Origin of the sequence: Aurantiacibacter arachoides (assembly GCF_009827335.1) — a bacterium.
GTDB classification, from domain to species: Bacteria; Pseudomonadota; Alphaproteobacteria; order Sphingomonadales; family Sphingomonadaceae; genus Alteraurantiacibacter; species Alteraurantiacibacter arachoides.
In genome coordinates this window covers 1,732,459-1,758,173 of sequence record NZ_WTYH01000001.1, presented here as the reverse complement: position 1 = coordinate 1,758,173, position 25,715 = coordinate 1,732,459, and the positions used below count along the sequence as shown (strand labels likewise).

Sequence of the window (25,715 nt, the reverse complement as noted above, 5' to 3'; positions counted from 1 at the left end):
TCTAGCCGGAATCGGTCACAGTCAACAAGTGCCAATGCGCCGCGAAATTGATTAATTCCGTGGCTTTCGGACTAAGTCACTCAGACGGGTTGCCCGACTGCTCGCCTTCGGACTGCATGCGATGTCCGGCAACCGCGCCGGAAATCCGATCCGTCGCGCCGGCGATCGGGCGTTCCGCCGCGCCGTTGTCGCGGAAGATCGTCGAGGTCGTCATCGCGCCCTGGGCGTCGAGCGTGAGGGTGACGGGCTCCATGCTGCGGTTTTCCCAGAACCAGCCGTGGATACCGGTAAAGGCGGGGGTATAGCTGCCGCGCATGGTGGCCGCATCGCCGATGGCGTAGCTTTCGGTCAGTTCCTCGCCGCCTTCGAAGGGATGGGCGTGCATGTCGTAATGCACGGGACCGCTCGCCTGCCAGGCGAAGTTCATGCGGTCCCCTTCCGCGATCGTGTATTTGAACTCCACCGATTCGAACGGACCGAGCTCGACGCTCCAGCTGTCGTCCACGCCGCCCGCCGGTTGCGATGATGCGTCGTTCTCGGCCAGCACCTGCTGGCGCGCCATGCGGGCCTGGCCGCGCTCCGTTTCCGGGCCCACGGGATCGGCGATCTGCGTCAGGCCCAGCGCCTTGCCCGCACCGGTCGGGTCCCAACCGGTTTCGGCTGGCAGCACAACGCAGATGGCGAGGGCGGCACCGGCAAGCAGGAGAGCGGAAACGAGCACTGGCTTGTTCATGAAGCGAGGTATCCCTGTATCTGGTGGACGGTGAGCGCGATCCCGACGAGAATAAGCGCGATGTTGGCTGCCACGGCATAGCGGCGAAAACTCGGCGAGCCGCGCCATGCGCCGAGCAGGAGTACGACAACCGTGAGCACCACGACCTGTCCCAGTTCCACGCCGGCGTTGAAGGCGATGAGGTTGACCAGCAGCCCATCGGGCGAAAGACCGAGATCGCGCACCTTGGTGGCAAGCCCCAGCCCGTGGAACAGCCCGAACACCAGTACCGCCAGCCGCGTATCGAAATGCAAGCCGATCCGCGCGAATCCGCCCACGTTCTCCACCCCCTTGTAGATCACCGACACCCCGATGATGGCATCGATGACGTAGGCATTGGCGCCCGTGCCGAGAAGCACGCCGCCCAGCAAGGTCAGCGAATGCCCGATGGTGAACATGGAGACGTAGAGCAGCACGTCGCGCAGGCGGGTGAGGAAGAACACCACGCCTACCAGGAAGGCGATGTGATCGTATCCCGTGACCATGTGCTTGGCGCCGAGGTAGAGGAAGGGGATCGGATCCGGCCCGGTGACGCTGGCGACAAAGGCCTTGTCCCCCTCGGCCACGTCATGGGCGAGGGCGGGCGCGGCTAGCAGGAGCGCGGCGAGTATCAGCGCGGGCGCCAGGCGGCGGGCGGAACTGTCGGCAATTGTCACAGCTTCAGCCCGAAGCGCGGCCCCGCCCAGATCATGCCCAGGTAGAGCAGCGTGGTCAGCACGCAGCCCAAAGCCAGTGCGCCCCAGAAACCGACCCCGTTCCGCAGCAGCCACGGAATGGCGACGAACATCGGCAGCGAGGGGAGGATGAACCAGAACGTCGAACCCGACAGAACGGCAATCCGCTCCACGTCGGCTGTGTCGCGCCACAACCAGATCATCGCCAGCACGCTCACCAGCGGCAGCGCCACGATCAGGGCACCGATGCCGGGCCAGCGCCGCGCAACTTCGGATGCAGCGGCGATGAGGATGCCCGACAGCGCGGCCTTGATAATCAGGTATAACACAGGCGGGCGATCAGCCTTGCGGCACGTCATCCACCGTGCCGCCTTCCGCCTCCAGCTCGGCAGGGGGATAGGTCTGGTGGCAGGCGCGGCACACGTTGTAGAGGTTGCCGCCTGCGGTGAACACGGCGTCCGGATCCCTTGCCTGCGCCGCCTGTTCGGCCGCCAGGGCAGCTTCGCCAAGGCCGGCGGCATAGGTCATCCAGGCCGGGCCGCGGCCTTCGGCATAGGCGGGGGATTCCAGCACATCGGACATCTCGCGCAGATGCGCCGCGGCGGCGCGCACTTCCTCCCACTCGGCGTCGCTGTCGGGCTCGTATTCGCGGTTTTCCACCGTGCCGTCGGGCATCAGCTCACTCTCGAACTTGACCGACTGCCAGTAGGTTTGCGCGTAGGGTTCGACATGCGCCGCCATCAGCTGCTGCGGCGGGCCATAGGGCAGATCGGGTGCCGGGCCGGAGCAGGCGGCAAGCGCCAGGGGCAAGAGGGCAAGGATGACGATGTCCGGCTTCATGCCACGCTGCTCCCGATGCGATTGTCCGTCGACCCGAGACGCATTTGCGCCCAATCGTTGACAATGTCCATAATTTCCGCTTTGAGGCCGATCGATAAATCTGCCGTAAAGCTGGATGACCCTACAACAGGAGTCGATACAGCGGCAAGCACGACACGGTTCGACAAGGGATAGACGATAATGGCGATGACAGCGAAAACTTTCGGCAAGGGCGCACTGTTGGCGCTGGGGCTGGGTGCGATGGCCGTTCCCGTTTACGCCGCCGTCGGGCAGGAGCACGATCACTCCGCCCACGAACACGCTGGCGAGGCGGCCGATGCCTCGGGCGAGGCACTGACTGCCGAGCAGGTTACCGCCAGCCGCGCCTTGTTCTCCACCTACAGCTGCGGTGCCTGTCACGTGCTGTCCGATGCGGGCGGGAACGGTCATATCGGCCCGGCGCTGGACGGCAATGACGGGCTGTCGGTCGATTACGTGAAGCAGATCGTCAGCAACGGGCAGGGCGCCATGCCCAGCTTCGGCGGCATGGTCAGCGACGAGGAAATCGATACGCTTTCGCGCTATATCGTGCAGAACCGGGCCGACTGACCGGCCGCGCCAGACAGGTTGCGGGAAGGGGCGCCTCGGGCGCCCTTTTTCGTGCGGTCAGTGCCGCGGGCCCACTTGGGCGAAATAATTCGTTACCCCGTCCGGATCGTTGAGCCACACGGTCACGAGGTCGAACCCGGAAAGACGGTTGAGCGGCGTTTCCACCGTCACCCCGCGATGGCTGGCACGCGCGGCGACCAAAGCTGCATCGCTGACCACATACTGTAATCCGGAAGAGCCGGTATCCGCCCCGCCACCGGGCGCGACCTGATGCAGCAGTACGGCCGTCTCGCCATGCACCAGCGGCCGAACGGCGATGCCCAGCGCCGCGTCCTGTATTGGCGCCACAGGTCGCAGGCCGACGAAGTCGCGATAGAACGCCTCGCTCGCCGCAATGTTCGAAACGCCGATGCCCACGCCAAGGCCATCGGCGCCGTGGTCGCTTGCGCGCGGATCGATCACCAGTTCGATAGCCAGGCCGGCAGGATCGCTGACAATCGCCGTGCGGTGCGGGCCGCGATCACGAAAATCCGGCGCTGGCCACCCCGACTCGGTGAAACGGCGTGCCACCGCAGCTTGGTCGGGGTAGCGCAGGCGCAGGTAGCGGATGCCGGTTCCACCGCGCACGCCGCCGGCAAGGTCGTATCGCCGATCGCCCTGCTGCCCAGCCGATAGCTTGATCTGCCCGCTGCCGACGCCGACCAGGATCATCTGCTGCGTGCGGGTCAACTGGATCGGCGCGAGCGAGCGCAGCGCGAGGGCCTCTGTATAGAAGCGCACCATGTCCGCCGTCTTATCGGGCGCGAAGCGGCGAAAGACGTTCATGGAGCGCTGGACCAGGAGGTCGGCGTTGTCGCGGCCCAGTTGTTGGACGGACAGCGCGCCGGGGGGATAGGCAAGCGGAGGATCGGCATCGAGCACCGCGCCCTCGGGCGTGCGGAGCGGCTCGCTTTTCGGCGCGGCGCAGGCGGCGAGCGCCAGCAGGATCAAGGCGGGCCAGGCCCTCACAGCGGGCGCTGGTCGGGGCCGATGGGGATGACCACGTCGGCGCGCGCGGGCAGGTCGGCAGCCATGTGCAGGGTCAGCCGTTCGTAATGGTCGAGGAAGCGTTCCACCTGTTCCGGGGCCATGATGCCCGGCGCGTCCGGCTGGCCGGCGCGCAGCTTGTCCTCCTGCAGGGCGCGGTTGCGGCGGACGTCGGCAAAGCTGCCGACTTGCAGCATCACCAGCATGTCGACCTGCGCGAAGAGGCGTGCATAATCCTCGCGCAGGAACAGGTTGACGAGACGACGCCAGGTGCCGTCTGCATCGTGTTCGGCCTCCAGCGCGTTGACGGGCTTGGCCAGCGCGGCGTCTTCCTGCGGCGATGCGCCCACGCACCAGCCTTCGAACAGAAGCACGTCAACGGGGCCGGTGATGTTTGTCCCACCGGGTGCGCGGTCGTCCATCGCCTTGTCGAACCGGGGGAGGGTGAACGCGCGCCCGGCCAGCACGGCCTCGATCACCGCCATGCCAAGCGCCGGCGAATGGGTGCCGGGCACGCCGCGCGTGGCGAACAGCGGGTGGACCTGCTCGGCCAGCTGCACCCGCTCCGCCCGCGGCAGATAGAGGTCGTCGATCGACAGCGTGACGGCGCGCAGCCCGCGGCGCTTCAGCAGCAGTTCCAGGAAGCGGCACAGCGTCGTCTTGCCCGATCCCTGCGCGCCGTTGATGCCAACGATCAACGGCGTGCGCCCTGCGGCCCGCCGGGCAATCAGGGTGGCGAGCGGCTGCCAGTCCCGGGCTACCACCTCGGCATAGTCGTGCGGCAGACCTTCGGCGGCGATCAGGGCCGCCACAGGATCGCCGGCGTCGGTCAAGCCACACGATCCGGCAGCGGTGCGCCCCCGGCAAAGGCCGCGATGTTGGCGAGCGCCCGCATTCCCATCGCCTCGCGCGTTTCTGCCGTGGCGCTGCCGAGGTGCGGCAGGAGGACGACGTTCTCCAGCGCGAGGAGGGCAGGGGGCACCAGTGGCTCCTGCGGATAGACATCGAGGCCCGCGCCGGCGAGGTGGCCGCTTCGCAACCCCTCGGCCAGGGCGTCGTGATCGACCACCCCGCCGCGCGCGGTGTTGATGAGGAAACTGCCCCGCTTCATCGCCGCCACGGCGCCCGCGTCGATCAGGTTCGCCGTTGCCGCGCCGCCGGGTACGTGGAGCGAGACGACATCCGACATCGCGAGCAGATCGGTAACATTAGGGCAGAACTGCGCGTCCAGCGCGTTCGCCGCATCGCTGGCGTGGCGCGCGTGGTAGGCGATCCGCATCCCGAAGCCGTATCGCGCGCGCCTGGCCACGGCCTGTCCGATCCGTCCGAAGCCGACCACGCCCAGAACCTTGTCCTTCAGCGCGCTGCCGATCATGTGCGTTGGTCGCCAGCCGCTCCAGTCGCCGCGCCGCACCTCGCGCTCGCCTTCGCCCGCGCGGCGCGCGCACATCAGGATCAGCGTCAGGGCGAGGTCGGCGGTGGCATCGGTCAGCACGCCGGGCGTGTTGGTGACGGCGATGTCTCGGGCCCTGGCGGCTGCCAGGTCGATATGATCGAACCCCACGCCGTAATTGGCGATGAGCCGGCAACGCGTGCCACCGGCGATGATGTCGGCATCGATGCGGTCGGACACGGTCGGGCACAGCACGTCGCATTCGCCCATCGCCCCCGCCAGTTCGCCTTGCGCCATGGGCCTGTCGCCAGAGCGCAGCACCACATCGAACCGCTCACCAAGCGCGCGCTCCACCGCCGTGGGCCAGCGGCGGGTGAGGATCACCTTGAGCGTCACGCGCCCAGCAGTCCCGGTGCGAGCAACAACAGCACCTTGGCGTCTATCGCGCCGCCGCCCGCGCGGAAATCGGCGACCGTGCGCGCGACGTCGGCCAGTCGAACCCGGTGGACGGTGATGTCCTCGCCGTCGATGCCGCCGCCGCTGCCGATCTGCGCGAGACCGCTGGCCTTTACCAGCGTGAAGCTTTCGGCGACCATGCCGGGGGAGGAACAGAACTCGCCCACGTCTTCCCAGTGATCGGCGGCGTAGCCCGTTTCCTCCGCCAGTTCGCGTTTCGCGGCGGAGAGCGGGTCGTCATGCGCGCCGCCGTCATCGTCACCGATGAGGCCGGCAGGCAATTCGAGGCAGCGCTTGCCCAGCGGCACGCGGAACTGTTCCACCAGCAACACGTCCCCCTCGTCCACCGCCAGGATCACAGCGGCGCGAATATTGCGCGCGCGACTGGCGTATTCCCACTTGCCGCGCCGCTTGGCGACGATGAAGCGGCCTTCCCAACAGGTCTCTTCGGGCAAAACGGCTTCGAGGGGCGGGGATGAATCGGGCGCGCTCATGCGCGGCAGGGGTATCGGACCCTCAGACCTCGATCAAGCGATCGGGCAGTTCGTTCTGGTCGTCTCCGCCGCGCGGAAAATGGGGGCTCAGCACCTTGCCGACGTCGCGCACGCCTGCGGCGATCCCTTCCGACACGCGGCCCTGGCGCACCTCGGCCAGCATGTCCGCCATCGCCTCCCCCCAGACTTCGGCGGGGACCTTGTCGGTGATGGAATCGTCGGCCACGATCTCGGCACGGTGTTCGCGCATGGAAAGGTAGATCAGGACGCCGGTCTTGCCCCGCGTGCGCCCTTCTGCGCCGACCTTGAAATGCCGCACCGCGCGCTCGAACACGCGCTGGCGCTTGACCGGGCCGGGCACGAACACGAAGCGCAAGGGCGGCCAGCTCAGCAGCAGCCAGGTGACGACGAAAATCAGCAGGCCCAGGCCAACCGCCCATGCGACGATCTCACCCGCGCCGTGGTCGCTGCCCCAGCCGCCGGAAAGCGCGTCGACCATGCCCAGGAACACCTCGGGAAAGGCGGCGAACAGGCTCATGCCGGTAAAGGCCAGCGCCGCCGCCCAAACCAGCACGACATCGGTGTAGCCATCCGAACGATCGGCGATAACCGGCACGATCTCGCCGCTGGTCGTCATCTCGGCCTCGGCGACCGCCTCGGAAACGATCCGGTGCTGCGCTTCTGTCAGATAGCCCATCTACCAGCCCCCCGAGGCGCCACCGCCCCCTGACATGCCGCCGCCAAAGCCGCCGAAACCGCCGCCCCCGCCGCCGCCAAAGCCTCCGCCACCGCCGAAGCCGCCGCCCCCAAAACCACCGCCGTCACCGTCGAACCCGCGGGCAATGGCCTTGCCCGCTTCCCACAGCACGATGTCGCCCACCGCGCTGCCAACGCCATACCGCCGCCGCCGTCCGCGACCGCCCCCGCGCAGCATAGGCAGGATGAAGAAAAAGGCGATGAAGCCGAACCAGATCAGCGTGCCGATGGGGAAGCCGCCGTCGGACTGCCGTTCCTGCTCGGCAGCGGCCTGCGCCGCTTCCTCGATGGCAACGGCGTCCTCGGGACTGGTGGCGAGATGGGCGAGGATGGCGTCGACGCCCTGCGTCACCCCACCATCGAAGTCGCCCGCCTTGAAGCGCGGCGTGATGACGTCGTTGATGACGCGCCCGCCCATGATGCCGCCGAACCACGGATGGAGACCGTAGCCAACCTCGATACGTACCCGCTTTTCGTTAGGTGCAACGAGCAGCAGCAATCCGGTATCGCGCTGCGCCCCGCCAATGCCCCAGTCGGCATAAAGCGCGGTGGCATAGGGCTCGATCTCCGCGCCATCCAGCGAGGGCACCGTGGCGACGATGATGGCATTGCCCGTCTCGCGGTTGTAGTCGCGAAGCCGCTCATCGAGCGTCGCCTCGGTCTCGGCCGAGAGGATGTTCGCCCCGTCATAGACCGGGCATTCCGGCACCGGCGGCAGGTCGTACCGCTGTGCCGACGCGCCTTGGGCGAACGCCAGCAGCATCAGCGCGCCGAGCATGGCTAATAGCCTGCTCATGGTCATCACTCCGACGGGGCGCCCCGCGATCAATTCGCGGCCGCGGCGCGGTCCCCGGTCATGTTGTCGTTGGTGGCGGCAGGGGCCCGGGCGTTGCCGCCGGCCGGATTGATGCTGTTGAACTCGACCTCCGGGTTCTCGCTCGCGCCCTCGGCGGCTTCGAAATACTCCATCGGCTCTGACCCGTGGATCACGTTGGCGCCGATGGTAGAGGGGAAGGTGCGGATTTCCGTGTTATAGTCGCGCGCCGCCTCGTTGTAGCGGCCGACCTCGGTGTTGATCATGTTGTTCGACTGTTCGATCTCGACCATCAGGTCCGCGAAGCGGGCGTTGCTCTGCAGGTCGGGATAGGCCTCCACGATGGTGCGCAACTGGCCGAGCGCCTGCGTCAGCTGGTTCTGCGCATCCTGGAAACGCTGGAATTCCTCGGGGTTCGACAGGTCATCGGTGGTGATGTTGATCGAGGTGGCGCGCGAACGCGCCTCGATCACGCCGGTGAGGATGTTCTGTTCGGATACCGCGGCGGCCTGCACGGTGGACACCAGGTTGGGGATGATGTCCGCACGGCGTTGCAGCGCCGATTCGACGTTGCCCCACTGCGCCCTGGCGGCCTCTTCCTTTTCGGGCACGGAATTGATCCCGCAGGAGGCAAGTGCAAGGCTGCCGATGGCGAGGGTTGCGAGCTGGGCAAGACGTTTGAACATGCGACTGATCCTCCATTCCCCGTTCGAGGTGTATTGCGGATATAGCACGGCAAGGTGCGGTTGCAAGTCGATCCGCGCTCTTGCCACGCACCGTGTCCCTGCACCATGAAAGGCGCGGATCGCCAGAGTGCAGGGGACGAAATCGATGTTCAAGGAATTCAAGAAATTCATCGCGCGCGGCAACGTGATCGATCTGGCCGTGGGCGTGGTAATCGGCGCGGCCTTCAGCGGCATCGTCACCCAGTTGACCGATGGGGTGATCATGCCGCTCATCGGTGCGATCTTCGGCGATATCGACTTCTCCAACTGGTTCATCCGGCTGGGCGACGTTCCCGCGGGATACGAAGGATCGCTGACGAATTACGAACAGTTGAAAGAAGCGGGCGTGGCGATGATCGGCTACGGCGCGCTGATGACCGCGGTCATAAATTTCCTCATCGTCGCCTTTGCGCTTTTCCTGCTTGTGCGCAGTGTCAACAAGGTGACCGAGGAAATGCAGCGCAAGGCCGCACAGACCGAGGACAGCTCGACCAACGACGACGTGCCCACCAATCCCGAGCTCGACGTGCTGAAGAAAATCCTGGCGGAACTGCGCCGTGATGGCGTGGTCGCAGATACCGCCCGGCCAACGGGTGAGACACCGCTGCGCTGATCCACTTCACATTCATCCACGACGCGCTATATGGGGGGTGCCGGTTTCGACCGGATATGGCGATAAACGGCGCCGTGACATAGGTACAACGGACCCGGGGGCAGTACCCGGCGGCTCCACCACAACCCGCCGCGAAAGTGGCGGTTTATGACGGGGCCGAACTAGGATCGACGTGTGCTGAAAGACGGCGTTTTTGCTCGGGCTGAGTATCCCGCAAAACTGTTCAAAACACACAAGTGCCAACGATAACGAAGCACTCGCTCTCGCTGCGTAACTCCACGTCCTAACGGACCAAGGTTACAAGGCTTAAGCGCGGTTGGACCGACCGGGCAACAGAACGGATTCCGGGGCTCCGGGGGTAGCTAGCAACAGAAACCCCCACCTTCCCTGCATTTATTCGGATAGCGTGGCGTTCTTGCGCGCGGCTGCCTCGTATTTCAGGCAATCGAGGATCTTTGCTCCCGCCAGGAAGACAGCGCCGGTGCAGGCGAAGAACAGGGCATAGCCGCCCCAGCCGGGATACTGCTCGATATAATGCACGCCGCGCGCGCAGGCACCCAGCGCCAGGGCGTAGATTATGAGGAAGGCTTCCCACCGCGTCTTGATGACGAACAGCCTGCCTATCTTGCGAAACATCGATGCCCTTTCTTAACCCTTACCATAGCAAATGCCGTGCCAACGGCAGTGTTCCGCCATGGGTAATGGTTAAGATCGGCGCGAGTGTAAGGCAGTCCGACAGGGGCCCGTTGGCCCCTCAGGCGAGTTGGGCGAGATCCAGTGCATCGAGCAGCGCGGTGCGGGCCGATCGCACCGCCTGCGCCAGCGCGGGATCGCCGATCTGCGCGATCGCGATGCTCTCTGGCCAGTGCGCGGCGATCACCTCCTCGATCAGGGCAGCCTTGGCTTCGTCCAGCATGAAGCGCGGGTCCACGGTTGCAGGATCGGCCACCACGCGCAGGCGCAGACAGGCAGGCCCGCCGCCGTTGGCCATCGACTGGCGCACGTCGACCATCTCGACATGACGGATGGGACCGTTGCCTGCCAGCATGGCTTGCAACCAGGTCCAGACCGCGCCGTTCTCCCGGCACTCTTCCGGCACCACCAGCGTCATCTCGCCCGACGGGGGGGTGAGCAGCTGCGCGTTGAAGAGGTAGGACGCGATGGCATCGCCAAGGCTTACCGCGCTGGCCGGCACCTCCACCACCTGCGCTCCCGGACAGCGGGCCTGGATCGCGGCGTAGGTGCCTGCCGGATCGGCAAAGGCCTGCGCGTGGCAGAACAGCACGCTCTCATTGGCCACGGCGACGACGTCGTTGTGAAAGGCGCCCGCGGCAATGGCCTCGCCCGATTGCTCCACGAACAGGGAGCGCGCGGGGTCCAGGCCGTGACGGCGGGCGACGATGCGACTGGCCTGTTCGTGCTGGCGGGCGGGAAAGCGCCCGCCGGGCCGGCCATAGACGAACACCTCCAGCCCCGGCTCGCCGTGCGCGGGGGCAAGGCGCATGTGATTGGCCGCGCCCTCGTCCCCGAATGTCGGCGGAACGGGGCCGTGGACGGCGAAACGTGCCTGGTCGGCAAAGGCGAGGCGCAACTGGGCCAGCGTATCGGCCCATTCGTGGCTGCGGTGCGGCATGGTCACCAGGTTGGCCACGGTAAGGTGGCAGCGCCCGTCTGCGGTATCGGGCGCGGGGGAGACCGTGGCGGCATTGGCGGTCCACATGCTGGATGCCGACCATGCGCCTGCCACCAGCGCGGGATCGGTCGCATCGTCCACCGCCAGCGCTTCCAGCCAGCCCGCGTCGGGGCGGGGCAGTGGGACGAAAAAGCCCTGCGCCAGCCCTGCCGCCATGTTGCGACGCATCTTGGCGAGGCCCTGCAAGGCGGCGGCGCGGGGGTAGGCGGTGGCGCCCGCGTTCTTCGTCGCGGCGAGGTTGCCCAGGCTGAGGCCGGCGTAGTTGTGGCTCGGCCCGACGATGCCGTCGAAATTGATTTCCTGAAGCGCGGTCATCGCGCCACACCCCAGACCGTATCGCCGTTGCCCACACGCAGCACGTCCGCCGCCCGCGCATCGATGGCAAGGCCCGTTCCGCGCAGTTCGCGCGCGCCATAGCAGCAGCGAAAGTCAGCCATGGTGCCGGTCGCCAGAAGGGCCTTTTCGCCCTTCGGCAGTTCGATGCCGTCCAGCGTGGCACACTGCGCGCCGGCGATGGATTTCACCCGGTCGGTCGCGGCCAGCATGGTCGGCCCGCCGTCGAAGATGTCGACGTAGTTCTGGTAGCTGAAGCCCTCGTTCTCCAGCATCCGCATGGCCGCACGGCCACTGGGGTGGGGCAGGCCGATCACCCTTTTTGCCGCCTCGTCCAGCATGGCGATGTAGACCGGATGCTTGGGCATCAGATCGGCGATGAACTGGTTGCCGTGGACGGCATTGAACTCGTCCGCCTCCTGAAACGTCATCCCGAAGAACTTGCCGCCGATCGCGTCCCAGAACGGCGAACCACCGCGCTCGTCGATAATGCCGCGAAGTTCGGCCAGGATACGCGCGCCGAACCGCTGGCGATGCGCGGCGATGAACAGATAGCGGCTGCGCGCGAGCAACAGGCCTAGCCCGCCCGCGCGCTCGCCCGGATGCAGGAACAACCCGCCTACTTCGCTGCACCCGCCAAGGTCATTCGTCAGGCTGAGCATTTCGGCGGTGACGATGCGGTCCAGCTCCTGCGAATGCTGGGTGAGCGTGGTGATGCGGTAGGAGTAGAACGGCGCTGCCTGCCCCACCGCGGTGAACACCTGGCAGGTGCCGCGAACGGCCCCCGTCTCGACGTTCTCGAGCACCAGCACGAACGTTTCGGGGACGATGTCATCACCCGTGCGGGCAAAGGCGGCGTCGGACCGTTCCAGCTTGCGGGCAAGGGAGTTGCGATCGGGCGGCAGGTTGGTGAATCCGCCGCCGGTCAGCTTGGCCATCTCGTAAAGCGGCTGGAGGTCGTCCAGCGTGGCGGCGCGCATCACGTGGGTGGGTCCGGGCATCACAGCGCGTCTCCCATGGCGAGGCGGTGGAGAACCACGGCGGACAGCTGCGCCCGCTCGATCAGGGAGGGAACGATCATGTATTCGTCGGGCGAATGGATCGCGCCGCCGCGCACGCCCATGGTGTCCACCACCGGCACGTGGTTGGCGGCGATGTTGTTGCCATCGCACACGCCGCCACTCGGTTGCCAGCCGATCGCCTGGCCAAGCGCGGCGCCGCTTGCGCGGACGAGGTCGAACAACCTCTGCGCCGAGGCATCGACGGGCTTGGGCGGGCGAGAAATGCCGCCTTGGCAATGAACGGAAACCTCGTGCGCGCCCTCCAGATCGGCAAGCATGGCCTTGAGATCGTTCGCGAAACGATCGGCGGCCTCGGTCGATTTGGGGCGGATGTTGAAGCGCAGCACGGCATGGTCGGGCACGACGTTGTTTGCCGCGCCGCCGTCGATCCTTGCAGGATTTATGGGCAGGTCGGCGTGCTGCATCGCCTTCAGCCGCAGCGCGCAGTCGGCCGCGGCGACGAGGGCATTGCGCCCGTCCTGCGGATTGCGCCCGGCGTGGGCGGAACGGCCGCCAAAGGTGACCGCGTAGTTCCCGCTGCCCCCGCGGGCGTGGGCTAGCGTGCCATCGGGCAGGGCACTGGGTTCGTAGGTGAGTGCGGCGACCTTGCCGCGCGCCAGTTCATCGATCAGCGCGGCGGAGGCGAGCGAGCCGGTCTCCTCGTCCGAATTGATCATCACGTCGTAGCCGACCCGCGCAGCGGCAGCGGACGTCTCGAACGTCGTCAACGCCTCATGGATGACCGCCAGCCCTGCCTTCATGTCGGCGGTGCCGGGTCCGTTCAGCGTGTCCTCGTCCAGCCAGGTGAGCGTCTGGAAGGGATGGTCCGCGGGATAGACGGTGTCCATGTGCCCGGTCAGCAGGAAGCGCCGGTCTGCCTGTGGCCGGACCGACAGCACCAGATGGCGCCCGTGCGGGCGGTCCACCTCGCGCCCGTCCGGTGCGATTGCCGTGACGGGGGCGGGATCGCGCAGGGTGACCTCCCCCGGCAGCGATGCAAAGGTGTCTGCCAGCAGCCCGGCAAGGGCCGCCAGACCGTCCAGATTGCCGGTGCCGGTGTTGATCGCTGCCCAGGCCTGCGTGTTGTCGAGCATGCGCGCCTGATCGACGCGGTGGGCGATGGCGGCTTCGGCGGGGTCGAGTTGTTTCATCTGCAACCGGCAATATACGCCAAGGTCCGCCTGTCAAATCGCAAGCTGGGCCGGGCAGGGCCGTAAGCGTGCTTAACCAACACCTAAGACTTTGCCGCTAGGGCTGCCGGCACAATGTCGCGAAAAATTGCCCCTTCATGCTAGCCGGTAAAGGCCAGGCGCGCAGCGATGCGCGCACCACCGCGATGTTGCAGGGCCGCATGCGCGATGCCGGCGGCACCTATCCGGTGCGCGTGGGCGACATATCGGCCAAGGGCATGCTGGTGGTGAGCGAACGGCCGCCGGCGCGCGGCACAATCGTGGATATCCTCGTCAACGGGCACCACGTGGCGGGGCAGGTGCGCTGGGTCAGCGGCCGGCGCTTCGGCGTGCGCACCAATGACCGGATCGACGTCGCCGCGCTGGTGGCTGGACGGCGCGCCAGCAAGCACGTGGCGGGCCGGAAGATCGAAGCCGCCAACGATCCCGGGGAATGGTCCACCGGCAAGCAGGTGCTCGCCTACGGCCTGCTGGGCATCACCGCGCTGGCCACCGCCTATCTGCTGGTAACCTACCTCGTATTCTGATCGAGCGTGCGCGCGATTCCCACGAACTGCTCGACCGACAGCGTTTCCGCCCGCAGCGTGGGATCGATCCCCAGCACAGCCAGCGCATCGAGCGCGCCTTCAAGACCCTTCAGGCTTTGCCGCAGCATCTTGCGGCGCTGGCCGAACGCGGCCTCTGTCAATCGTTCCAGCGTAGCGGCCCTGACACCTTCGGGCGCAGCGTCAGGGGTGACGTGAACGATGGCGCTCATCACCTTGGGCGGCGGGGTAAAGGCGCTGCGGTGAACCTTCATCGCCAGCTTTGCCCGCGATCGCCACTGCGCCAGCACCGACAGCCGCCCGTATTCCGCCGAACCGGGGCTGGCGACGATGCGCCGGGCAACCTCCTGCTGGAACATCAGCGTCAGGCTGGTCCAGGCAGGTGGCCATGCGCCCGTTGAAAGCCAGCGGGTAAAGAGCAGGGTGCCGATGTTGTAGGGCAGGTTGGCGACGACCGCGAAGGGCTCTCCCATCAGGGCGGCATGGTCGATGGCCAGGGCATCGTCCTCCACCACGCGCAGCTTGCCGGGAAAGGCCTCCTGCAGTTCGGCCAGCGCCGGGATGCACCGCGCATCGCGCTCGATCGCGGTGACGCGGGCGCCGGCCCGCAGCAGGGCGCGGGTAAGGCCGCCGGGGCCCGGACCGATTTCCAGCACCGCCTTGCCCTCAAGATCGCCGGGGATGGCGGCGATGCGGTCCAGCAACTGCTCGTCGAACAGGAAATTCTGGCCCAGCGCCTTCGAGGCGGACAGGCCATGCGCGGCGATGACTTCGCGAAGGGGGGGCAGCACGGTCATGCCATGCTCCGCCGCGTCACCATGTCTGCCGCCATGCGGATCGCCGCGATCATCGCATCGGCGCGGGCCACGCCCTGGCCGGCAATGTCGAAGGCGGTGCCGTGGTCGGGGCTGGTGCGCACGATCGGCAGGCCGAGGGTGACGTTCACGCCCTCATCGAAGTCGAGCGCCTTCAACGGCACCAGCGCCTGATCGTGATACATGGCCACGGCGACATCGTAGGTGCCGCGCTTGTGCGGGGCGTAGAGCGTATCGGCAGGATGCGGGCCGGTCGCGTCGATCCCCTCGGCGCGCAGCTGCGCGATGGCGGGTGCGATGATCTCGATCTCCTCGCGCCCCATGCGGCCGTTCTCGCCAGCATGGGGGTTGAGGCCAGCCACCGCCACGCGAGGAGCCGCGATGCCGAAATCGGTCTGCAACGCGCGGGCGACGATGCGCACGCGGCGCACGATCAAATCCTGCGACAGCCGCGAGGGGACATCGGCCAGCGCGCAGTGGACCGTCATCGGCACGGTGCGGAGCGAAGGCCCGGCCAGCATCATCACAGCATCCTCGCGAGAAAGGCCGCAGGCATCGGCAAGGAACTCGGTCTGGCCGACGAAGGCCGGGTCGATCGCGGCAATCCCCGACTTGGCGACCGGACCGGTCACGATGCCGCTGCATTCGCCGTTCAACACCAGCGCCACTCCGCGTTGCAAGGCGTCGAGCGCAATCGCGGCGCTGGTGCGGTCCGGTTCGCCCGCGCGGGCGGCGCCGACATTGCCCACCACCACGAAGGCAGGCAGGGCCAACGCCTCGCGGCGGGCCTCGACCTCTGCGATGATTTCCGGACCGATCCCCGCCGGGTCGCCGATGGTGACCGCGAGCGGGGCCGGGTGAGTCACGCCGATCAGTTGTATTCGATCACCGCGTCACGGCGCAGGTCGCGGCGATAACGCTGGGCGCGGCGGTTGATGCGGTCTTCTTCCAGCGAGGCCATGATGTCAGCCACGGTAGGTCCGGCAACTTCGCCCGGATCGTCACGGCCGCACAGCATGAGCACCCGGATATCCTGCGGCAATTCGCCGAACGGCGGCGTGGCCTGCCCCACGTTGAGCTGGAGCAGGATGGACTGGAACGCCTCGGGCAACTGGCGCACCTGGATCGCATCGTTGTTCACCGTGGAGGCACCGATCGCGGCGGCGGCGGCATCGGCATCGCCACATCCGCGCATCCCCTGGACGGCGGTGAGAAACTCGGCGGCCCGGCGTTCTACCTCGGCCGCAGGCATTCCGGCAGGAAATTCCAGCGAGATCTGCTTGAGGCTGAGCACCGCGTCGCGCGGATCGGCCATGCCCATGGTGCGCTGGTCGATCATCAGCAGGATGGAATAGCCGCCCGGAATTTCCAGCGGACCGACGAGCTGTCCCGGCGCCATCTGTTGCGCCGCTGCTTCAAGAGTGGGCTGCTGCAACTGGGCCAGCTGCAGCCAGCCAAGGTCGCCGCCCTGCACCGCGCTGGATGCCTGCGAATACTGACGGGCATAGGCGACGAAACTGCCGCCGGCACGCAGTTGCTGAATGATCTGGTCGGCGTTGGCGCGCACCTGTTCGGCATTAGCCGGGGTTGCGGCAAGGAAGATTTCGCCCAGGCGGTACTCGGTCGTTCCGCGCGACGCCTGGAGGCGCTGCCACAACTCGGTAACCTCGCCCTCGGACACGTTCACGAAGGGCGCGACGTTACGGCGCAACAGCCGGTCCCAGGCAAGCTCGCCGCGAATCTGGCGCTTGATCGACCCGGGGCTGGAGCCGATGGAGGCGAGATAGGCGTCCATCTCGCTCACGCTCATGCCGCGCGCCTCGGCGGCATAACGGGCGTAGGACTGCTCTACCTCCTCGTCGGACACGGGCATCTCCTGCGCCGCGGCTTCCTGCACCTGCAACGTCTCGTCGATCAGGTTGCGCAGGACCTGGAGGCGCAGACGGGCCACTTCCTCAGCCGGCACGGCCACTTCCTGCGCGGCGAGGATCAGCGCAACGCGATGATCGACATCGGTGCCGGTGATGATGTTGCCGTTCACCCGCGCGGTGGCGCGGCGAATGTTGGGATCGGTGGGCGTGACGACGAACGAAACATCCTCCGGCAGGTTGAACGCATCACTGCCGGTGACGGTCGTCTGTCCCTGCGCTGCGCCGGCAATGGCGAGCGCGCCCATGGAGGCGAGGCCGAGGTGCAGGGCTTTCTTCGCGAATGGAATCACGTGTGTCACAATCCTGTTAGGAGCGCATCCGAACCGCGCCCGGGTTGCCCGGCCTTTGTCCATTTCTGGCTGAACCGTAGCTGAGCCGTGCGCCCTAGCGAAATTCACCCCCGCTGCCAATGCGCCACGCGGCGAAGGGGTTACAGGCCTGATAGTATCACAGGCCGATATTGCGCAGCGCAAAATAGAGCCGGAAGCTGCTGCCGCTCTGCGCATCGGCCAGGCGGATGTAGTCGCGCCGCCAGGTGAAACCGAATTCGAGGCAATCGTCGGCATAGGCCACCCCAAGACGCGTGCGCAGCGGATCGAAGCCGTCGGACGTCAGCGACAGATCCTCCGCCCGATCGGTCAGGTTGACCACGGCGCTGCCGAATACCGACCAGTATCGCGCAAAGGCGACGCGTCCGGCAAGGCGCAGTTCCTCGCGGTCCTGCAAGTCCTCGAAATTGAGGTCGATGTCGCGGTTGAGGCGCAGGTAGCCAAGTTCGAGATAGGTGCGGTCCGAACCCACCGTCGCGTCCACCTCGTTGCGGCGAACGGCGAAGTTGTCCTTGTCGAGGCGGTAACGGTGGGTGAACTTGACGAAGTCCTCGTAACGCACCTGCGTCCGGCCGACGAAGTCGGAGAACTGCTCGTTCAGGCCGGTGCCGTCGGGGAACAGCGTGGGTTCGTCGCTCAGGCGATAGGACTGGCCCAAGGTTGCATCCACCCGCCAGCCGGGCAGGGTGAATTGCCAGTCCGCGCCGTAGGTCAGCCGCACGCCGTCTTCCACCCGGTCATAGCCGGGGAAGCGGTTGAGCGCGAAGAGGTTGGAATCCTCCAGGTCGATGGCGCGCGAATCCTCATTGGGAATTTCCAGGTTGCGGATCGCTGGCGACGCCACGAGTTGCAGGCGCGGGGTGAGCGTCTGCGTCCCCCCGGCGAAGGCCCCCACCAGCGGCCACTGCACGTCCACCGCGGCAGTGGCGATGCCGCGCGCCTGCCAGCCGGGCAACCCGCGATAGCTGGGCGTGGGCGAACGGTCGTTCTCGTCCGAATGATACACATCGCCGCGCACCAATGCCGTCAGCGTGACCAGCTGGCCCCAGTTGGTCAGCCGGCGCAGATCCCACTGGGCGCGGGCAAAGGCGCGCTGCGTATCCTGCCCGCTGCCACGCGTGATGGCCAGTGTGTTGGCCTGCAATTCCACGGTGCCGCCAAGCAGCGGGTCCTGGAGCCGATAGCGCGCATCGATCAGCGGCGCGGCCAGCGGCACCTGCCCTTGCGGGGTGGAGACGAGCAGCGCCTGCGTCGCCCAGCCGGCGATTGAGACATAGGAGTTGTCGTCGATGCGTTCGGCCTGCACGACCGAGCGGATGCGGTCCTCGCGGCTGATGTCGTAGCGACGCAGGAAGGTGCGATCGCTCGCCAGGCGAGCCGAGCCGGTGAAGGTCCAGTTCGGATCGAGCTGGAAGCGGCCATTGGCAAACAGGTAGCCGCGAAAATCCTTCTCGCTATTGGCGAAACCATCGCTCAGCGGAATGCGGGAGCCATAGGTGGCATAACCCGTCACCTGGTAGGCGCCGGTGCCGGTCAGGTGACGATACTGCGCCGACACCATGGGCGCCGCTTCGGTGTAGAGATAGCCAGACAGCAACAGGTCGCGGTTCTCGGCCAGACGCATGTAATAGCTGTCGGTCAGCTCGATGCCATTGGACGCGGTAAGGCCGATGTCGGGCACGAAGAAGCCCGAGCTGGCGCTGCCATCGGCACGGATGGTCAGGCCGGGAAGCGGCAGCAGCCGCGCGCCGAACAGTTCGAGGTATGCGCCCGAAAAACGGATGCGATCGGTCTCTGCATCGTACCACACGCGCTCTGCGGTAATGCGCCAGCTCGGCGTCTTGTCGCAGCCATCGGCATCCACCACCGCGCAGCCCGAATAGGCGGCACGTTCGAGCAGGATGTCGCCATCGGCGGTGCGCTGCCCGTTGGCGGCGGCAAGGCGACCACCTTGGCGAAAGGCGAGGAGCAGGTTGTCCATCGCCCCTGCCTCCAGCTCGTCGGTCAGCACCAGACGGTCGCTGAACAGCTGGTTGCCGTCCTCGTCCACCAGCCGCACCGCGCCGGTGGCCACGATCTCGCCGCTCTGGCGGTTCCATGTCACCGCGTCTGCGCGCAGCGACTGGTCACCCGAGCGCAGGATCACGTTTCCGCCGGCCGTGACCGTGTCGCTGTCCTGATCGTAGACGAGCTCAGTCGCCTCGAACCCGATCTGCCGTTCGCCCGCCGCATTGCGCTCGGGAATCGCGGGAGAGGCGCGGGTGTCGAGGTCGAGAACGACCTCGGCTTCCTGCTCCTCGTCCATTTCGAACGGGTCGGGCTGGTCGGCCACCAGTTCCTGCGCGGTATCCACACCCGGCGCCTCGCCGTCCTGTGCAAAGGCGTCGGCAGGCGACAGGGCGAGGAGCATCGCGGCCGCCGCCGCGCCCCACAGGGGGATCGCGCCCGGCGAGCGGGGCAGGGCGTAGCGCGGCGCGAAGTGCTGGCCGGGGAGCATGGCTTGCCTATTGCAGCACTCAGCCCTAATCGCAACGCAAGCTTTCGGCTGCCGCGAACAACCGTGTGGCCGATCCACACCCCCCTGCTGGAGCAAGCATGACCCCCACTTTCCGTACATCATCCGATTCTGAAACCCCGCGCCTCGTCGCGCGCGTCGTCGAACAGGACAAGTTGCCTGCCGACCTGCCGCGCGCGGTGAGCGAGGGCGCCGCCGCCTCGCGCTTCACCGGCAAGGCCGGCCAGGTTTTCGATGGCTTCCATGATGCTGACGGCAAGGTGCAGCGCCTGGCGCTGGCGGGCGCCGGCAAGAACGATGATGCGCGCATGGCGTCCTTGGAAAAGGCCGGTGGCGCGCTGACGGCGAAATATCTGGTCAGCGGGGAGACCGAGCTGGGCTTCGATGCGACGGGTCTCTCGGCGGAGGAGGTTGCTGCCGTCCTGCTGGGAATGCGGCTGCGCGCGTGGCGCTGGGATGAATATCGCACCAAGCTGCGCGACGAGCAGAAGCCGACGCTGAAGGGCGTGGTCGTGCTGAACGCGTCCGAGGGTGCGGAAGCCGCCTGGCAGGATGCGAGCGCGCTTGCGGCCGGCGTGGAGTTCACGCGTGAGCTGGTGGCCGAGCCGCCGAACGTGATCTATCCCGACAGCTTCGCCGAACGTTGCAAGGACCGCTTCGCCGACACCGGCGCAAAGGTCCGCGTGCTGGACGAGGCGGAGATGGAGGCGCTCGGCATGGGCGCGCTGCTCGGCGTGGGACAGGGCTCCGCGCGCGACAGCCGGCTGCTCGTCATCGAATGGATGGGCGGCGCTGACGGCGATGCCCCTATCGCCTTTGTCGGCAAGGGCGTGACCTTCGATACCGGCGGCATTTCCTTGAAGCCCGGCGCTGGCATGGACGAGATGAAATGGGACATGGGCGGTGCGGGCGCCGTGGCCGGGGCCATGCTGGCGCTCGTCATGCGAAGGGCACAGGCCAACATCGTCGGCGTCTGTGGCCTGGTGGAGAATATGCCCGATGGCAACGCGATCCGTCCGGGCGACGTGCTGACCAGCATGAACGGGCAGACGATCGAGGTGCTCAACACCGATGCCGAAGGGCGGCTGGTGCTGTGCGACGCGCTGTGCTGGACGCAGCGCGAATACAAGCCGGCGCGTATCGTCGACCTCGCCACGCTGACCGGTGCCATGGTTATCGCGCTGGGCAGCGAGCACGCTGGCCTGTTTTCCAACAACGATGGCCTGGCGGACGATCTGCTGGCGGCGGGCAAGGCGAGCGGCGACAAGCTTTGGCGCTTCCCGTTGTCACCCGAATACGACAAGCTGATCGACAGCCCGATCGCCGACATGAAGAACGTCGGCCCGCGCCCTGCCGGATCCATCACGGCGGCGCAGTTCCTGCAGCGGTTCATCGAGAACGACACGCCCTGGGCGCACCTCGACATTGCCGGCATGGCCTGGGCGGACAAGGCCGGTGCCACTTACGACAAGGGCGCGACCGGATACGGCGTGCGCCTGCTCGACCGGCTGGTGCGCGATACCGCGGAACGCTGACGCGGGAAGGGCAAGCGATAAAGGGAACGGCGGGCCGTGGGAAAGATGCGCAAGAAGGCGGACCTGCCGTCCAAGATCTGCGCAACCTGCGGCCTGCCGTTCACCTGGCGCAAGAAGTGGGAACGCGATTGGGATAACGTGCGCTACTGCTCCGACCGGTGCCGCGGCGCGAAGGGTTCGGCCTGACCTGCCTCTTGCGGGTGGGGGCGGCGGGCGCTAGGGCGCGCGCCAATTCCACCCCATCACTCTCTGCAAGGATTTGTCCCATGGCGGTCACCCGCACCTTTTCCATCATCAAGCCCGATGCCACCCGCCGCAACCTGACCGGCGCGGTCACCAAGATGCTGGAGGATGCGGGCCTGCGCGTCGTCGCCTCCAAGCGCATCCAGATGACCCGCGAGCAGGCCGAAGGCTTCTATGCGGTTCACAAGGAACGCCCCTTCTTCGGCGAACTGTGCGACTTCATGACCAGCGGCCCGGTGGTCGTCCAGGTGCTCGAGGGCGAGGACGCCGTGAAGCGCAACCGCGACGTGATGGGCGCGACCAACCCCGCCGACGCCGATGAAGGCACGATCCGCAAGACCTTTGCCGAGGGCATCGAGGCGAACTCGGTCCACGGTTCGGACAGCGAAGAGAATGCTGCGATCGAGATCGACTACTTCTTCGACAAGAACGAACTGGTCGGCTGATCTGGTTCGCGGTTCCTCCGCCCGGCCAGGGTGCCGGCGGAGGAACCGCGCCCGCCCTGCGCTGGCGCCGGAATCTTATACCACTTTAATCACGTATCGTTTTATCCTCGTTTCGTGTTAGTCCATTGGCTGACATGATCGATCGCGCCCTGCCGCGACCTGTCGTGTGCCGTCTCGATAACCGGACGGCTGGACGGGAGGGTGCCGATGCGTTTCTGGTTTCCACGCCCGGCGACACGAACCGTCCAAACCTACATCAACGCCATGAACGCGCGTGACGTGATGGCGATGGTCGCCCTGATGGACGAGGACGTGCTGCTCGTCGACAGCTCGGGCCGCGAGGTGCGCGGGCGCGAGGCGGCTCGCACCATTTTCAGCAAGCTGTTTGCCGAAGCGCGCCAGTTCGAACTGCGCATCGACACCTTTGCGCACAGCGGCGATCAGGTGCTGATGACGGGCAAGCTGATCAGCGACCACCCCGCCATCTCCGATTCGCGCCATTTTCGCGCACGGGCCGATGATCTGCACGTTCACGAATGGCAATCCTACGGCGCGCACCCGGTGCAATCGCTGGCGCGCATCATGCGCGAACCGGTGAACAGTCGCCCGGTCGCCTGATCACCTTATCGCCTGAAAGCTCAGGCCTTCACAAACGCCGCGTATTGCCGGGCGTGGACGCGGTGGTCGCCCGATCTCGTGCGGTCCTGCTCGCCACGCATCGCCTCCATCGCCGCCTCTGTAAGAGGCAGCGACAGATCGCGGTAAATGCGGGCGATCTCCGCTTCCCAGTTCTCGTTCAGATCGGTGAAGCGGGCCGTGGACATGGGCCCGGCGAATTGCGCCAGCGCCTTGTCGATGACCTGTTCGCGCCGCGCGATCTTGCGGTTCACCTCGGCATTAACCCAATCCATGTCGACCGTGTCCGACTGGACCGTCATCTGGTTGGCGTAGAGCGAGGCCGCGCTGCGGGCGACCTCGGCCGGATCGCGCAGCGTGCGCACCACGCGCGCGTCGGGAAAGGCGGCGAGCAGGGCGGGCAGGTTGTCGGCGAACTGCGGCACCTTCATCACCCGCGGCCGGTGCGCATTGCCGTGCCAGGCTGCATCGGTGCGCATGATCCGCGCAAACTCGGCATAGACCGGGGTGTGGTCCCGCCCTTCGCTGAAGGCGACGTAGGAGGGCACGTGCCACTGCGCCTCGTAGGCCCCGTGATCGAGGGCGGCGGCCAGCCAGCCCAGTTCTTCGTCCGGTTTGTGCGGCTTGACCGGGTGGATCATGTCCATCCACGGGTTGAGCCAGTTGCCGAGCCCGAGCATCAGCCGCGACCAGGCGGGGCGCAGATCGGGGCGGCGGGGGACCGGCAGCCAGCTGTCGCAGAACCGCGTCGTGGCATGGGCCGGATCGGCGCCCAGCAGTCGGTGGACCCGGGTGGTGCCGCTGCGCATCTGGCCGATTACCAGGATGGGCGGTGCCACCCGGGTCTGCGCCAGCGCCGGCCGGTGCGACCACAGCGCCCCAAGTTCCAGGCGCTGGGTGATGGCGCGCTGCAACTGGCCGTGCGCCATGGTCTCGCCCAGCGCATTGAGCCGTGCCTCATCCCGCACTGCCAGGCAGAGCCGCTTCAGCCGCAGGCGAAAGTCCGCGATATCGGCTTCGCTGCGGCCGGTCCGCTCGTGTTCGGGCGCGTGCTTGCGAAAGGCTATCGCCCAAAGTTCGTCTGGGTCGAGCGTGGGGCGGGGCGACCAGCCCCTTACCCAAGAGGTCTCCAGCCAGCCGATGACGCGGTCGACGCGCGCGGAACGGGTAAGCGGATGCGGGCGCGGCGGTGGCATCAGGCGGGGATCAGAAATCGTCGGCGGCGTCGTGCAGCCGGGTCAGGCGGGCGGGCGCGACCATGCGCCAGCTGCGCGCCAACCATTGCGCCACGTCATCCCAGTCGACGCCCGGGCGATTGAGTATCAGGCCGACCCATCCGCTGGCGCCATAATAGGCGGGTTTGAAACAGCTTTCGGGCGCGGTTTCGACCAGCCCTTCCACCTCGTCCACGCCGCCGGTCTTCACCAGCACGGCGATGTGCTGGGTGCCGTGGTGCTGGTCGTTGAAATAGGCAAAGAACTTGCCGCTCTTGCCTCCCGTCCGCCATCCGGGCGCACCGTGGCTTTCGCGCTCCTCCACCTCGGGCAGGGCCAGCGCCAGCGCACGCACGCGGGAAAGCAGCCATTCGGGAGAACTTTCACGGCTGACGAAATCGGCCAGCATCCGGGGGTAGAGCTGATACTCGGCCAGGATGACGCGCCGCGCCAGGCTGTCGGCGGTGTCGCCGGGCAGGATCGCCACCGCCACCTGCCCCAGCAATGGCCCGCCATCCAGTTCCGGCGTCACGACATGGACCGAGCAGCCGCCATGTGAATCGCCCGCGGCGATGGCGCGGGCGTGCGTGTCCAAACCCTTGTATTTCGGCAGCAGGCTGGGATGGGTATTCACCATCCGGCCTTCCCACCCGGCGACGAATTCCGCGGTCAGCACGCGCATATAGCCGCACAGCGCAAGGGTATCCGCTCCGCTTTGGCGCAAGGCTGCATCCATTACCTCTTCATGCGCCCGGCGGTCCATGCCGCGATGATCGTGAGCGAACGTCGCGATGCCTTCCGCCGCCGCGATCTGCAGGCCCGGTGCGCCGGGCACGTTGCTGGCGACCAGCACGATCTCGTATGGGCAACCCGGCAGGCGCGACTGGAACAGCAGCGCCGACATGGTGGTGCCGTTGCCCGACAGCAGGCAGGCGACCTTTGCCCTAGCCATCGTGATCGGCGCGCCAGTCGCCCTTGGCGCTCCACGTTCCCTGCGATCCGGTGACGGTGCAGCCGCGCTGGCCGGCGACGATCTCGCCGATGCGGAACACCGTCTCGCCGGCGTCGGTCAAGGCCGTGGTCACGGCATCGGCATTGTCCGGCGTCACCGCCAGCACCATGCCCAGGCCGCAGTTGAAGGTGCGGGCCATTTCGCCGGGTTCGATATTGCCCTGCGCCTGGAGGAACGCCATCAGCCCGGGCTGCATCCAGCTGTCCGCATCGACCACGGCGCGCGCGCCTTGCGGCAGGACGCGAGGGATGTTTTCCAGCAGACCGCCCCCGGTGATGTGCGCCAGCGCGTCCACCTTGCCTGATCGGACCACGGGCAGCAGACTTCCGACGTAGATCCGCGTGGGTTCCATCAGCGTTTCGATCAGCAGGCGATCCTGATCGAACAGGGCGGGACGGTCCATCCGCCAGCCCCTGTCCGCCGCCAGTCGCCGCACCAGCGAGAAGCCGTTGGAATGGACGCCCGAACTGGCGAGGCCCAGCAGCACGTGGCCCGGCGCCACCCGCTCCCCCGTCAGCTGTTCGCCGCGCTCCACCGCGCCGACGCAGAAGCCCGCAAGATCGTAGTCGCCCGGCGCATACATGCCCGGCATTTCCGCCGTTTCGCCACCGATCAAGGCGCAGCCCGCCATCTTGCAGCCCTCGGCAATGCCAGCGATCACCGTTTCGGCAACGCCGCTCTCCAGCTTGCCGGTGGCGAAGTAATCGAGGAAGAACAGCGGTTCGGCGCCCTGCACGATGAGGTCGTTGACGCACATGGCGACAAGATCGATGCCGACGGTATCGTGCCGACCGCTGTCGATGGCCAGCTTGAGCTTGGTGCCTACCCCGTCGTTGCCGGCCACCAGCAGCGGATCGGTGTAACCGGCGGCGCGCGGATCGAAGAACCCGCCAAAGCCGCCGATCTCTCCGTTTGCGCCGGGCCGCATGGTGGCCTTGACCAACGGGCCGATGGCTTTCACCAGCCGGTTGCCGGCCTCGATCGAGACCCCGGCCTGTTCGTAGGTGTAGGATGGCTTGTCGTCGCTCATGGCAACCCGCATAGCCTTTCGTGCTTGGAATCCAAT

At 67.0% G+C, this 25,715-nt stretch carries 29 protein-coding genes and 1 other RNA gene; 8 read left to right on the top strand and 22 right to left on the bottom strand.

Annotated elements, in window-relative coordinates; translation table 11 throughout:
- Positions 1-76: 76 nt before the first annotated feature.
- Genes GRI62_RS08630 through GRI62_RS08615 form a run of 4 tightly spaced genes read right to left on the bottom strand, consistent with a single transcriptional unit; the run spans position 77 to position 2,286 of the window.
- Positions 77-733, bottom strand: coding sequence for a DOMON domain-containing protein (locus GRI62_RS08630; protein ID WP_188669315.1), 657 nt, complete (start codon positions 731-733; stop codon positions 77-79).
- Positions 730-1,428, bottom strand: coding sequence for a HupE/UreJ family protein (locus GRI62_RS08625; protein WP_131452923.1), 699 nt, complete (start codon positions 1,426-1,428; stop codon positions 730-732). The genes GRI62_RS08630 and GRI62_RS08625 overlap by 4 nt, the downstream gene beginning before the upstream one ends.
- Positions 1,425-1,775, bottom strand: a complete 351-nt coding sequence (locus GRI62_RS08620) for a DUF3147 family protein (protein WP_131452922.1) — start codon at positions 1,773-1,775, stop codon at positions 1,425-1,427. The genes GRI62_RS08625 and GRI62_RS08620 overlap by 4 nt, the downstream gene beginning before the upstream one ends.
- Before the next feature lie 10 nt (positions 1,776-1,785).
- Entirely contained in the window at positions 1,786-2,286 is a 501-nt protein-coding gene (locus GRI62_RS08615) for a hypothetical protein (RefSeq protein ID WP_131452921.1), read from the bottom strand.
- Between the two features lie 186 nt (positions 2,287-2,472).
- Here GRI62_RS08615 and GRI62_RS08610 point away from each other — a divergent pair, with 186 nt between their 5' ends.
- Positions 2,473-2,874, top strand: coding sequence for a c-type cytochrome (locus GRI62_RS08610; RefSeq protein ID WP_160731849.1), 402 nt, complete (start codon positions 2,473-2,475; stop codon positions 2,872-2,874).
- A 57-nt stretch (positions 2,875-2,931) separates the two neighbouring features.
- Here the strand turns inward: GRI62_RS08610 and GRI62_RS08605 are convergent, their stop codons facing one another.
- The 7 genes from GRI62_RS08605 to GRI62_RS08575 are packed head-to-tail and all read right to left on the bottom strand — an operon-like array spanning position 2,932 to position 8,499.
- Entirely contained in the window at positions 2,932-3,882 is a 951-nt protein-coding gene (locus GRI62_RS08605) for a VOC family protein (RefSeq protein WP_131452919.1), read from the bottom strand.
- Positions 3,879-4,733 carry a kinase gene (locus tag GRI62_RS08600; RefSeq protein ID WP_131452918.1) on the bottom strand — a complete coding sequence of 285 codons (855 nt, stop codon included), beginning with the start codon at positions 4,731-4,733 and terminating at the stop codon, positions 3,879-3,881. Before GRI62_RS08600 ends, GRI62_RS08605 begins: the two co-directional genes overlap by 4 nt.
- A complete protein-coding gene (locus GRI62_RS08595; RefSeq protein WP_131452917.1) occupies positions 4,730-5,689 on the bottom strand; it encodes a 2-hydroxyacid dehydrogenase in 960 nt (319 codons plus the stop codon). Before GRI62_RS08595 ends, GRI62_RS08600 begins: the two co-directional genes overlap by 4 nt.
- On the bottom strand, positions 5,686-6,243 hold the full coding sequence (locus GRI62_RS08590) for an NUDIX hydrolase (protein WP_131452916.1): 558 nt from the start codon (positions 6,241-6,243) through the stop codon (positions 5,686-5,688). The genes GRI62_RS08595 and GRI62_RS08590 overlap by 4 nt, the downstream gene beginning before the upstream one ends.
- A gap of 22 nt (positions 6,244-6,265) precedes the next feature.
- A complete protein-coding gene (locus GRI62_RS08585; protein WP_131452915.1) occupies positions 6,266-6,940 on the bottom strand; it encodes a TPM domain-containing protein in 675 nt (224 codons plus the stop codon).
- Positions 6,941-7,795, bottom strand: coding sequence for a TPM domain-containing protein (locus GRI62_RS08580; protein WP_234027403.1), 855 nt, complete (start codon positions 7,793-7,795; stop codon positions 6,941-6,943).
- A gap of 29 nt (positions 7,796-7,824) precedes the next feature.
- On the bottom strand, positions 7,825-8,499 hold the full coding sequence (locus tag GRI62_RS08575) for a LemA family protein (protein ID WP_131452913.1): 675 nt from the start codon (positions 8,497-8,499) through the stop codon (positions 7,825-7,827).
- Positions 8,500-8,644: 145 nt separating this feature from the next.
- Between GRI62_RS08575 and mscL the strand changes: the two genes are divergently transcribed.
- Positions 8,645-9,151 (top strand): large conductance mechanosensitive channel protein MscL, encoded by a 507-nt coding sequence (gene mscL, locus GRI62_RS08570; protein ID WP_131452912.1) that lies wholly within the window; start codon positions 8,645-8,647, stop codon positions 9,149-9,151.
- A 1-nt stretch (position 9,152) separates the two neighbouring features.
- Positions 9,153-9,498, top strand: a transfer-messenger RNA (tmRNA) gene (ssrA, locus tag GRI62_RS08565).
- Positions 9,499-9,544: 46 nt separating this feature from the next.
- Here the strand turns inward: ssrA and GRI62_RS08560 are convergent.
- The 4 genes from GRI62_RS08560 to GRI62_RS08545 form a co-directional block, all read right to left on the bottom strand.
- Positions 9,545-9,787, bottom strand: a complete 243-nt coding sequence (locus GRI62_RS08560; RefSeq protein ID WP_131452911.1) for a hypothetical protein — start codon at positions 9,785-9,787, stop codon at positions 9,545-9,547.
- Positions 9,788-9,905: 118 nt separating this feature from the next.
- Positions 9,906-11,159, bottom strand: a complete 1,254-nt coding sequence (locus GRI62_RS08555) for an N-succinylarginine dihydrolase (RefSeq protein ID WP_131452910.1) — start codon at positions 11,157-11,159, stop codon at positions 9,906-9,908.
- The gene (locus tag GRI62_RS08550; RefSeq protein WP_188669316.1) at positions 11,156-12,178 is read right to left on the bottom strand and encodes an arginine N-succinyltransferase; all 1,023 of its coding nucleotides are present in this window, start codon (positions 12,176-12,178) and stop codon (positions 11,156-11,158) included. Before GRI62_RS08550 ends, GRI62_RS08555 begins: the two co-directional genes overlap by 4 nt.
- The gene (locus GRI62_RS08545) at positions 12,178-13,389 is read right to left on the bottom strand and encodes a hydrolase (RefSeq protein WP_131452909.1); all 1,212 of its coding nucleotides are present in this window, start codon (positions 13,387-13,389) and stop codon (positions 12,178-12,180) included. Before GRI62_RS08545 ends, GRI62_RS08550 begins: the two co-directional genes overlap by 1 nt.
- 137 nt (positions 13,390-13,526) lie before the next feature.
- On the opposite strand from GRI62_RS08545, the gene GRI62_RS08540 reads away from it, so the two are divergent.
- Positions 13,527-13,955, top strand: coding sequence for a PilZ domain-containing protein (locus GRI62_RS08540; protein ID WP_131452908.1), 429 nt, complete (start codon positions 13,527-13,529; stop codon positions 13,953-13,955).
- On the opposite strand, the gene rsmA is transcribed toward GRI62_RS08540, so the two are convergent.
- The 4 genes from rsmA to GRI62_RS08520 all read right to left on the bottom strand — a co-directional run bounded on the left by rsmA (position 13,940) and on the right by GRI62_RS08520 (position 19,545).
- Positions 13,940-14,770, bottom strand: coding sequence for a 16S rRNA (adenine(1518)-N(6)/adenine(1519)-N(6))-dimethyltransferase RsmA (gene rsmA, locus GRI62_RS08535; RefSeq protein ID WP_131452907.1), 831 nt, complete (start codon positions 14,768-14,770; stop codon positions 13,940-13,942). The genes GRI62_RS08540 and rsmA overlap by 16 nt on opposite strands.
- Positions 14,767-15,654 (bottom strand): 4-hydroxythreonine-4-phosphate dehydrogenase PdxA, encoded by an 888-nt coding sequence (gene pdxA / locus GRI62_RS08530; protein WP_131452906.1) that lies wholly within the window; start codon positions 15,652-15,654, stop codon positions 14,767-14,769. The genes rsmA and pdxA overlap by 4 nt, the downstream gene beginning before the upstream one ends.
- 5 nt (positions 15,655-15,659) lie before the next feature.
- Positions 15,660-16,964 carry a peptidylprolyl isomerase gene (locus tag GRI62_RS08525; RefSeq protein WP_234027565.1) on the bottom strand — a complete coding sequence of 435 codons (1,305 nt, stop codon included), beginning with the start codon at positions 16,962-16,964 and terminating at the stop codon, positions 15,660-15,662.
- Positions 16,965-17,166: 202 nt separating this feature from the next.
- On the bottom strand, positions 17,167-19,545 hold the full coding sequence (locus GRI62_RS08520) for an LPS-assembly protein LptD (RefSeq protein WP_234027402.1): 2,379 nt from the start codon (positions 19,543-19,545) through the stop codon (positions 17,167-17,169).
- A 98-nt stretch (positions 19,546-19,643) separates the two neighbouring features.
- On the opposite strand from GRI62_RS08520, the gene GRI62_RS08515 reads away from it, so the two are divergent.
- The 4 genes from GRI62_RS08515 to GRI62_RS08500 all read left to right on the top strand — a co-directional run bounded on the left by GRI62_RS08515 (position 19,644) and on the right by GRI62_RS08500 (position 22,405).
- Entirely contained in the window at positions 19,644-21,098 is a 1,455-nt protein-coding gene (locus tag GRI62_RS08515) for a leucyl aminopeptidase (protein WP_131452904.1), read from the top strand.
- Positions 21,099-21,143: 45 nt separating this feature from the next.
- Positions 21,144-21,284, top strand: coding sequence for a DUF2256 domain-containing protein (locus tag GRI62_RS08510; RefSeq protein ID WP_199800025.1), 141 nt, complete (start codon positions 21,144-21,146; stop codon positions 21,282-21,284).
- Between the two features lie 80 nt (positions 21,285-21,364).
- The gene (gene ndk, locus GRI62_RS08505; RefSeq protein ID WP_131452902.1) at positions 21,365-21,787 is read left to right on the top strand and encodes a nucleoside-diphosphate kinase; all 423 of its coding nucleotides are present in this window, start codon (positions 21,365-21,367) and stop codon (positions 21,785-21,787) included.
- A gap of 207 nt (positions 21,788-21,994) precedes the next feature.
- The gene (locus GRI62_RS08500; RefSeq protein WP_131452901.1) at positions 21,995-22,405 is read left to right on the top strand and encodes a nuclear transport factor 2 family protein; all 411 of its coding nucleotides are present in this window, start codon (positions 21,995-21,997) and stop codon (positions 22,403-22,405) included.
- 20 nt (positions 22,406-22,425) lie between these two features.
- On the opposite strand, the gene GRI62_RS08495 is transcribed toward GRI62_RS08500, so the two are convergent.
- Genes GRI62_RS08495 through purM form a run of 3 tightly spaced genes read right to left on the bottom strand, consistent with a single transcriptional unit; the run spans position 22,426 to position 25,679 of the window.
- Complete coding sequence (locus GRI62_RS08495; RefSeq protein WP_131452900.1) at positions 22,426-23,619, bottom strand: sulfotransferase family protein; 1,194 nt, start codon at positions 23,617-23,619, stop codon at positions 22,426-22,428.
- A gap of 10 nt (positions 23,620-23,629) precedes the next feature.
- Positions 23,630-24,589: a phosphoribosylglycinamide formyltransferase gene (gene purN, locus GRI62_RS08490; RefSeq protein WP_131452899.1), complete on the bottom strand. Its 960-nt coding sequence runs from the start codon at positions 24,587-24,589 to the stop codon at positions 23,630-23,632.
- Positions 24,582-25,679, bottom strand: a complete 1,098-nt coding sequence (purM, locus tag GRI62_RS08485; protein ID WP_131452898.1) for a phosphoribosylformylglycinamidine cyclo-ligase — start codon at positions 25,677-25,679, stop codon at positions 24,582-24,584. The genes purN and purM overlap by 8 nt, the downstream gene beginning before the upstream one ends.
- Positions 25,680-25,715: the final 36 nt, after the last annotated feature.

What these genes read in the sequence shown, in the direction of transcription:
- mscL (WP_131452912.1), top strand. Translation starts at nt 8,645, where the DNA reads ATGTTCAAGGAATTCAAGAAATTCATCGCGCGCGGCAACGTGATCGAT.
- purM (WP_131452898.1), bottom strand. Translation starts at nt 25,679, where the DNA reads ATGAGCGACGACAAGCCATCCTACACCTACGAACAGGCCGGGGTCTCG.
- GRI62_RS08500 (WP_131452901.1), top strand. Translation starts at nt 21,995, where the DNA reads ATGCGTTTCTGGTTTCCACGCCCGGCGACACGAACCGTCCAAACCTAC.
- GRI62_RS08610 (WP_160731849.1), top strand. Translation starts at nt 2,473, where the DNA reads ATGACAGCGAAAACTTTCGGCAAGGGCGCACTGTTGGCGCTGGGGCTG.
- GRI62_RS08525 (WP_234027565.1), bottom strand. Translation starts at nt 16,964, where the DNA reads ATGGGCGCGCTCGCCATTGCCGGCGCAGCGCAGGGACAGACGACCGTC.
- purN (WP_131452899.1), bottom strand. Translation starts at nt 24,589, where the DNA reads ATGGCTAGGGCAAAGGTCGCCTGCCTGCTGTCGGGCAACGGCACCACC.
- GRI62_RS08575 (WP_131452913.1), bottom strand. Translation starts at nt 8,499, where the DNA reads ATGTTCAAACGTCTTGCCCAGCTCGCAACCCTCGCCATCGGCAGCCTT.
- GRI62_RS08590 (WP_131452916.1), bottom strand. Translation starts at nt 6,243, where the DNA reads ATGAGCGCGCCCGATTCATCCCCGCCCCTCGAAGCCGTTTTGCCCGAA.
- GRI62_RS08630 (WP_188669315.1), bottom strand. Translation starts at nt 733, where the DNA reads ATGAACAAGCCAGTGCTCGTTTCCGCTCTCCTGCTTGCCGGTGCCGCC.
- ndk (WP_131452902.1), top strand. Translation starts at nt 21,365, where the DNA reads ATGGCGGTCACCCGCACCTTTTCCATCATCAAGCCCGATGCCACCCGC.
- GRI62_RS08560 (WP_131452911.1), bottom strand. Translation starts at nt 9,787, where the DNA reads ATGTTTCGCAAGATAGGCAGGCTGTTCGTCATCAAGACGCGGTGGGAA.
- GRI62_RS08545 (WP_131452909.1), bottom strand. Translation starts at nt 13,389, where the DNA reads ATGAAACAACTCGACCCCGCCGAAGCCGCCATCGCCCACCGCGTCGAT.
- GRI62_RS08550 (WP_188669316.1), bottom strand. Translation starts at nt 12,178, where the DNA reads ATGCCCGGACCCACCCACGTGATGCGCGCCGCCACGCTGGACGACCTC.
- GRI62_RS08495 (WP_131452900.1), bottom strand. Translation starts at nt 23,619, where the DNA reads ATGCCACCGCCGCGCCCGCATCCGCTTACCCGTTCCGCGCGCGTCGAC.
- GRI62_RS08510 (WP_199800025.1), top strand. Translation starts at nt 21,144, where the DNA reads ATGCGCAAGAAGGCGGACCTGCCGTCCAAGATCTGCGCAACCTGCGGC.
- GRI62_RS08520 (WP_234027402.1), bottom strand. Translation starts at nt 19,545, where the DNA reads ATGCTCCCCGGCCAGCACTTCGCGCCGCGCTACGCCCTGCCCCGCTCG.
- GRI62_RS08540 (WP_131452908.1), top strand. Translation starts at nt 13,527, where the DNA reads ATGCTAGCCGGTAAAGGCCAGGCGCGCAGCGATGCGCGCACCACCGCG.
- GRI62_RS08615 (WP_131452921.1), bottom strand. Translation starts at nt 2,286, where the DNA reads ATGAAGCCGGACATCGTCATCCTTGCCCTCTTGCCCCTGGCGCTTGCC.
- rsmA (WP_131452907.1), bottom strand. Translation starts at nt 14,770, where the DNA reads ATGACCGTGCTGCCCCCCCTTCGCGAAGTCATCGCCGCGCATGGCCTG.
- GRI62_RS08580 (WP_234027403.1), bottom strand. Translation starts at nt 7,795, where the DNA reads ATGAGCAGGCTATTAGCCATGCTCGGCGCGCTGATGCTGCTGGCGTTC.
- GRI62_RS08555 (WP_131452910.1), bottom strand. Translation starts at nt 11,159, where the DNA reads ATGACCGCGCTTCAGGAAATCAATTTCGACGGCATCGTCGGGCCGAGC.
- GRI62_RS08515 (WP_131452904.1), top strand. Translation starts at nt 19,644, where the DNA reads ATGACCCCCACTTTCCGTACATCATCCGATTCTGAAACCCCGCGCCTC.
- GRI62_RS08585 (WP_131452915.1), bottom strand. Translation starts at nt 6,940, where the DNA reads ATGGGCTATCTGACAGAAGCGCAGCACCGGATCGTTTCCGAGGCGGTC.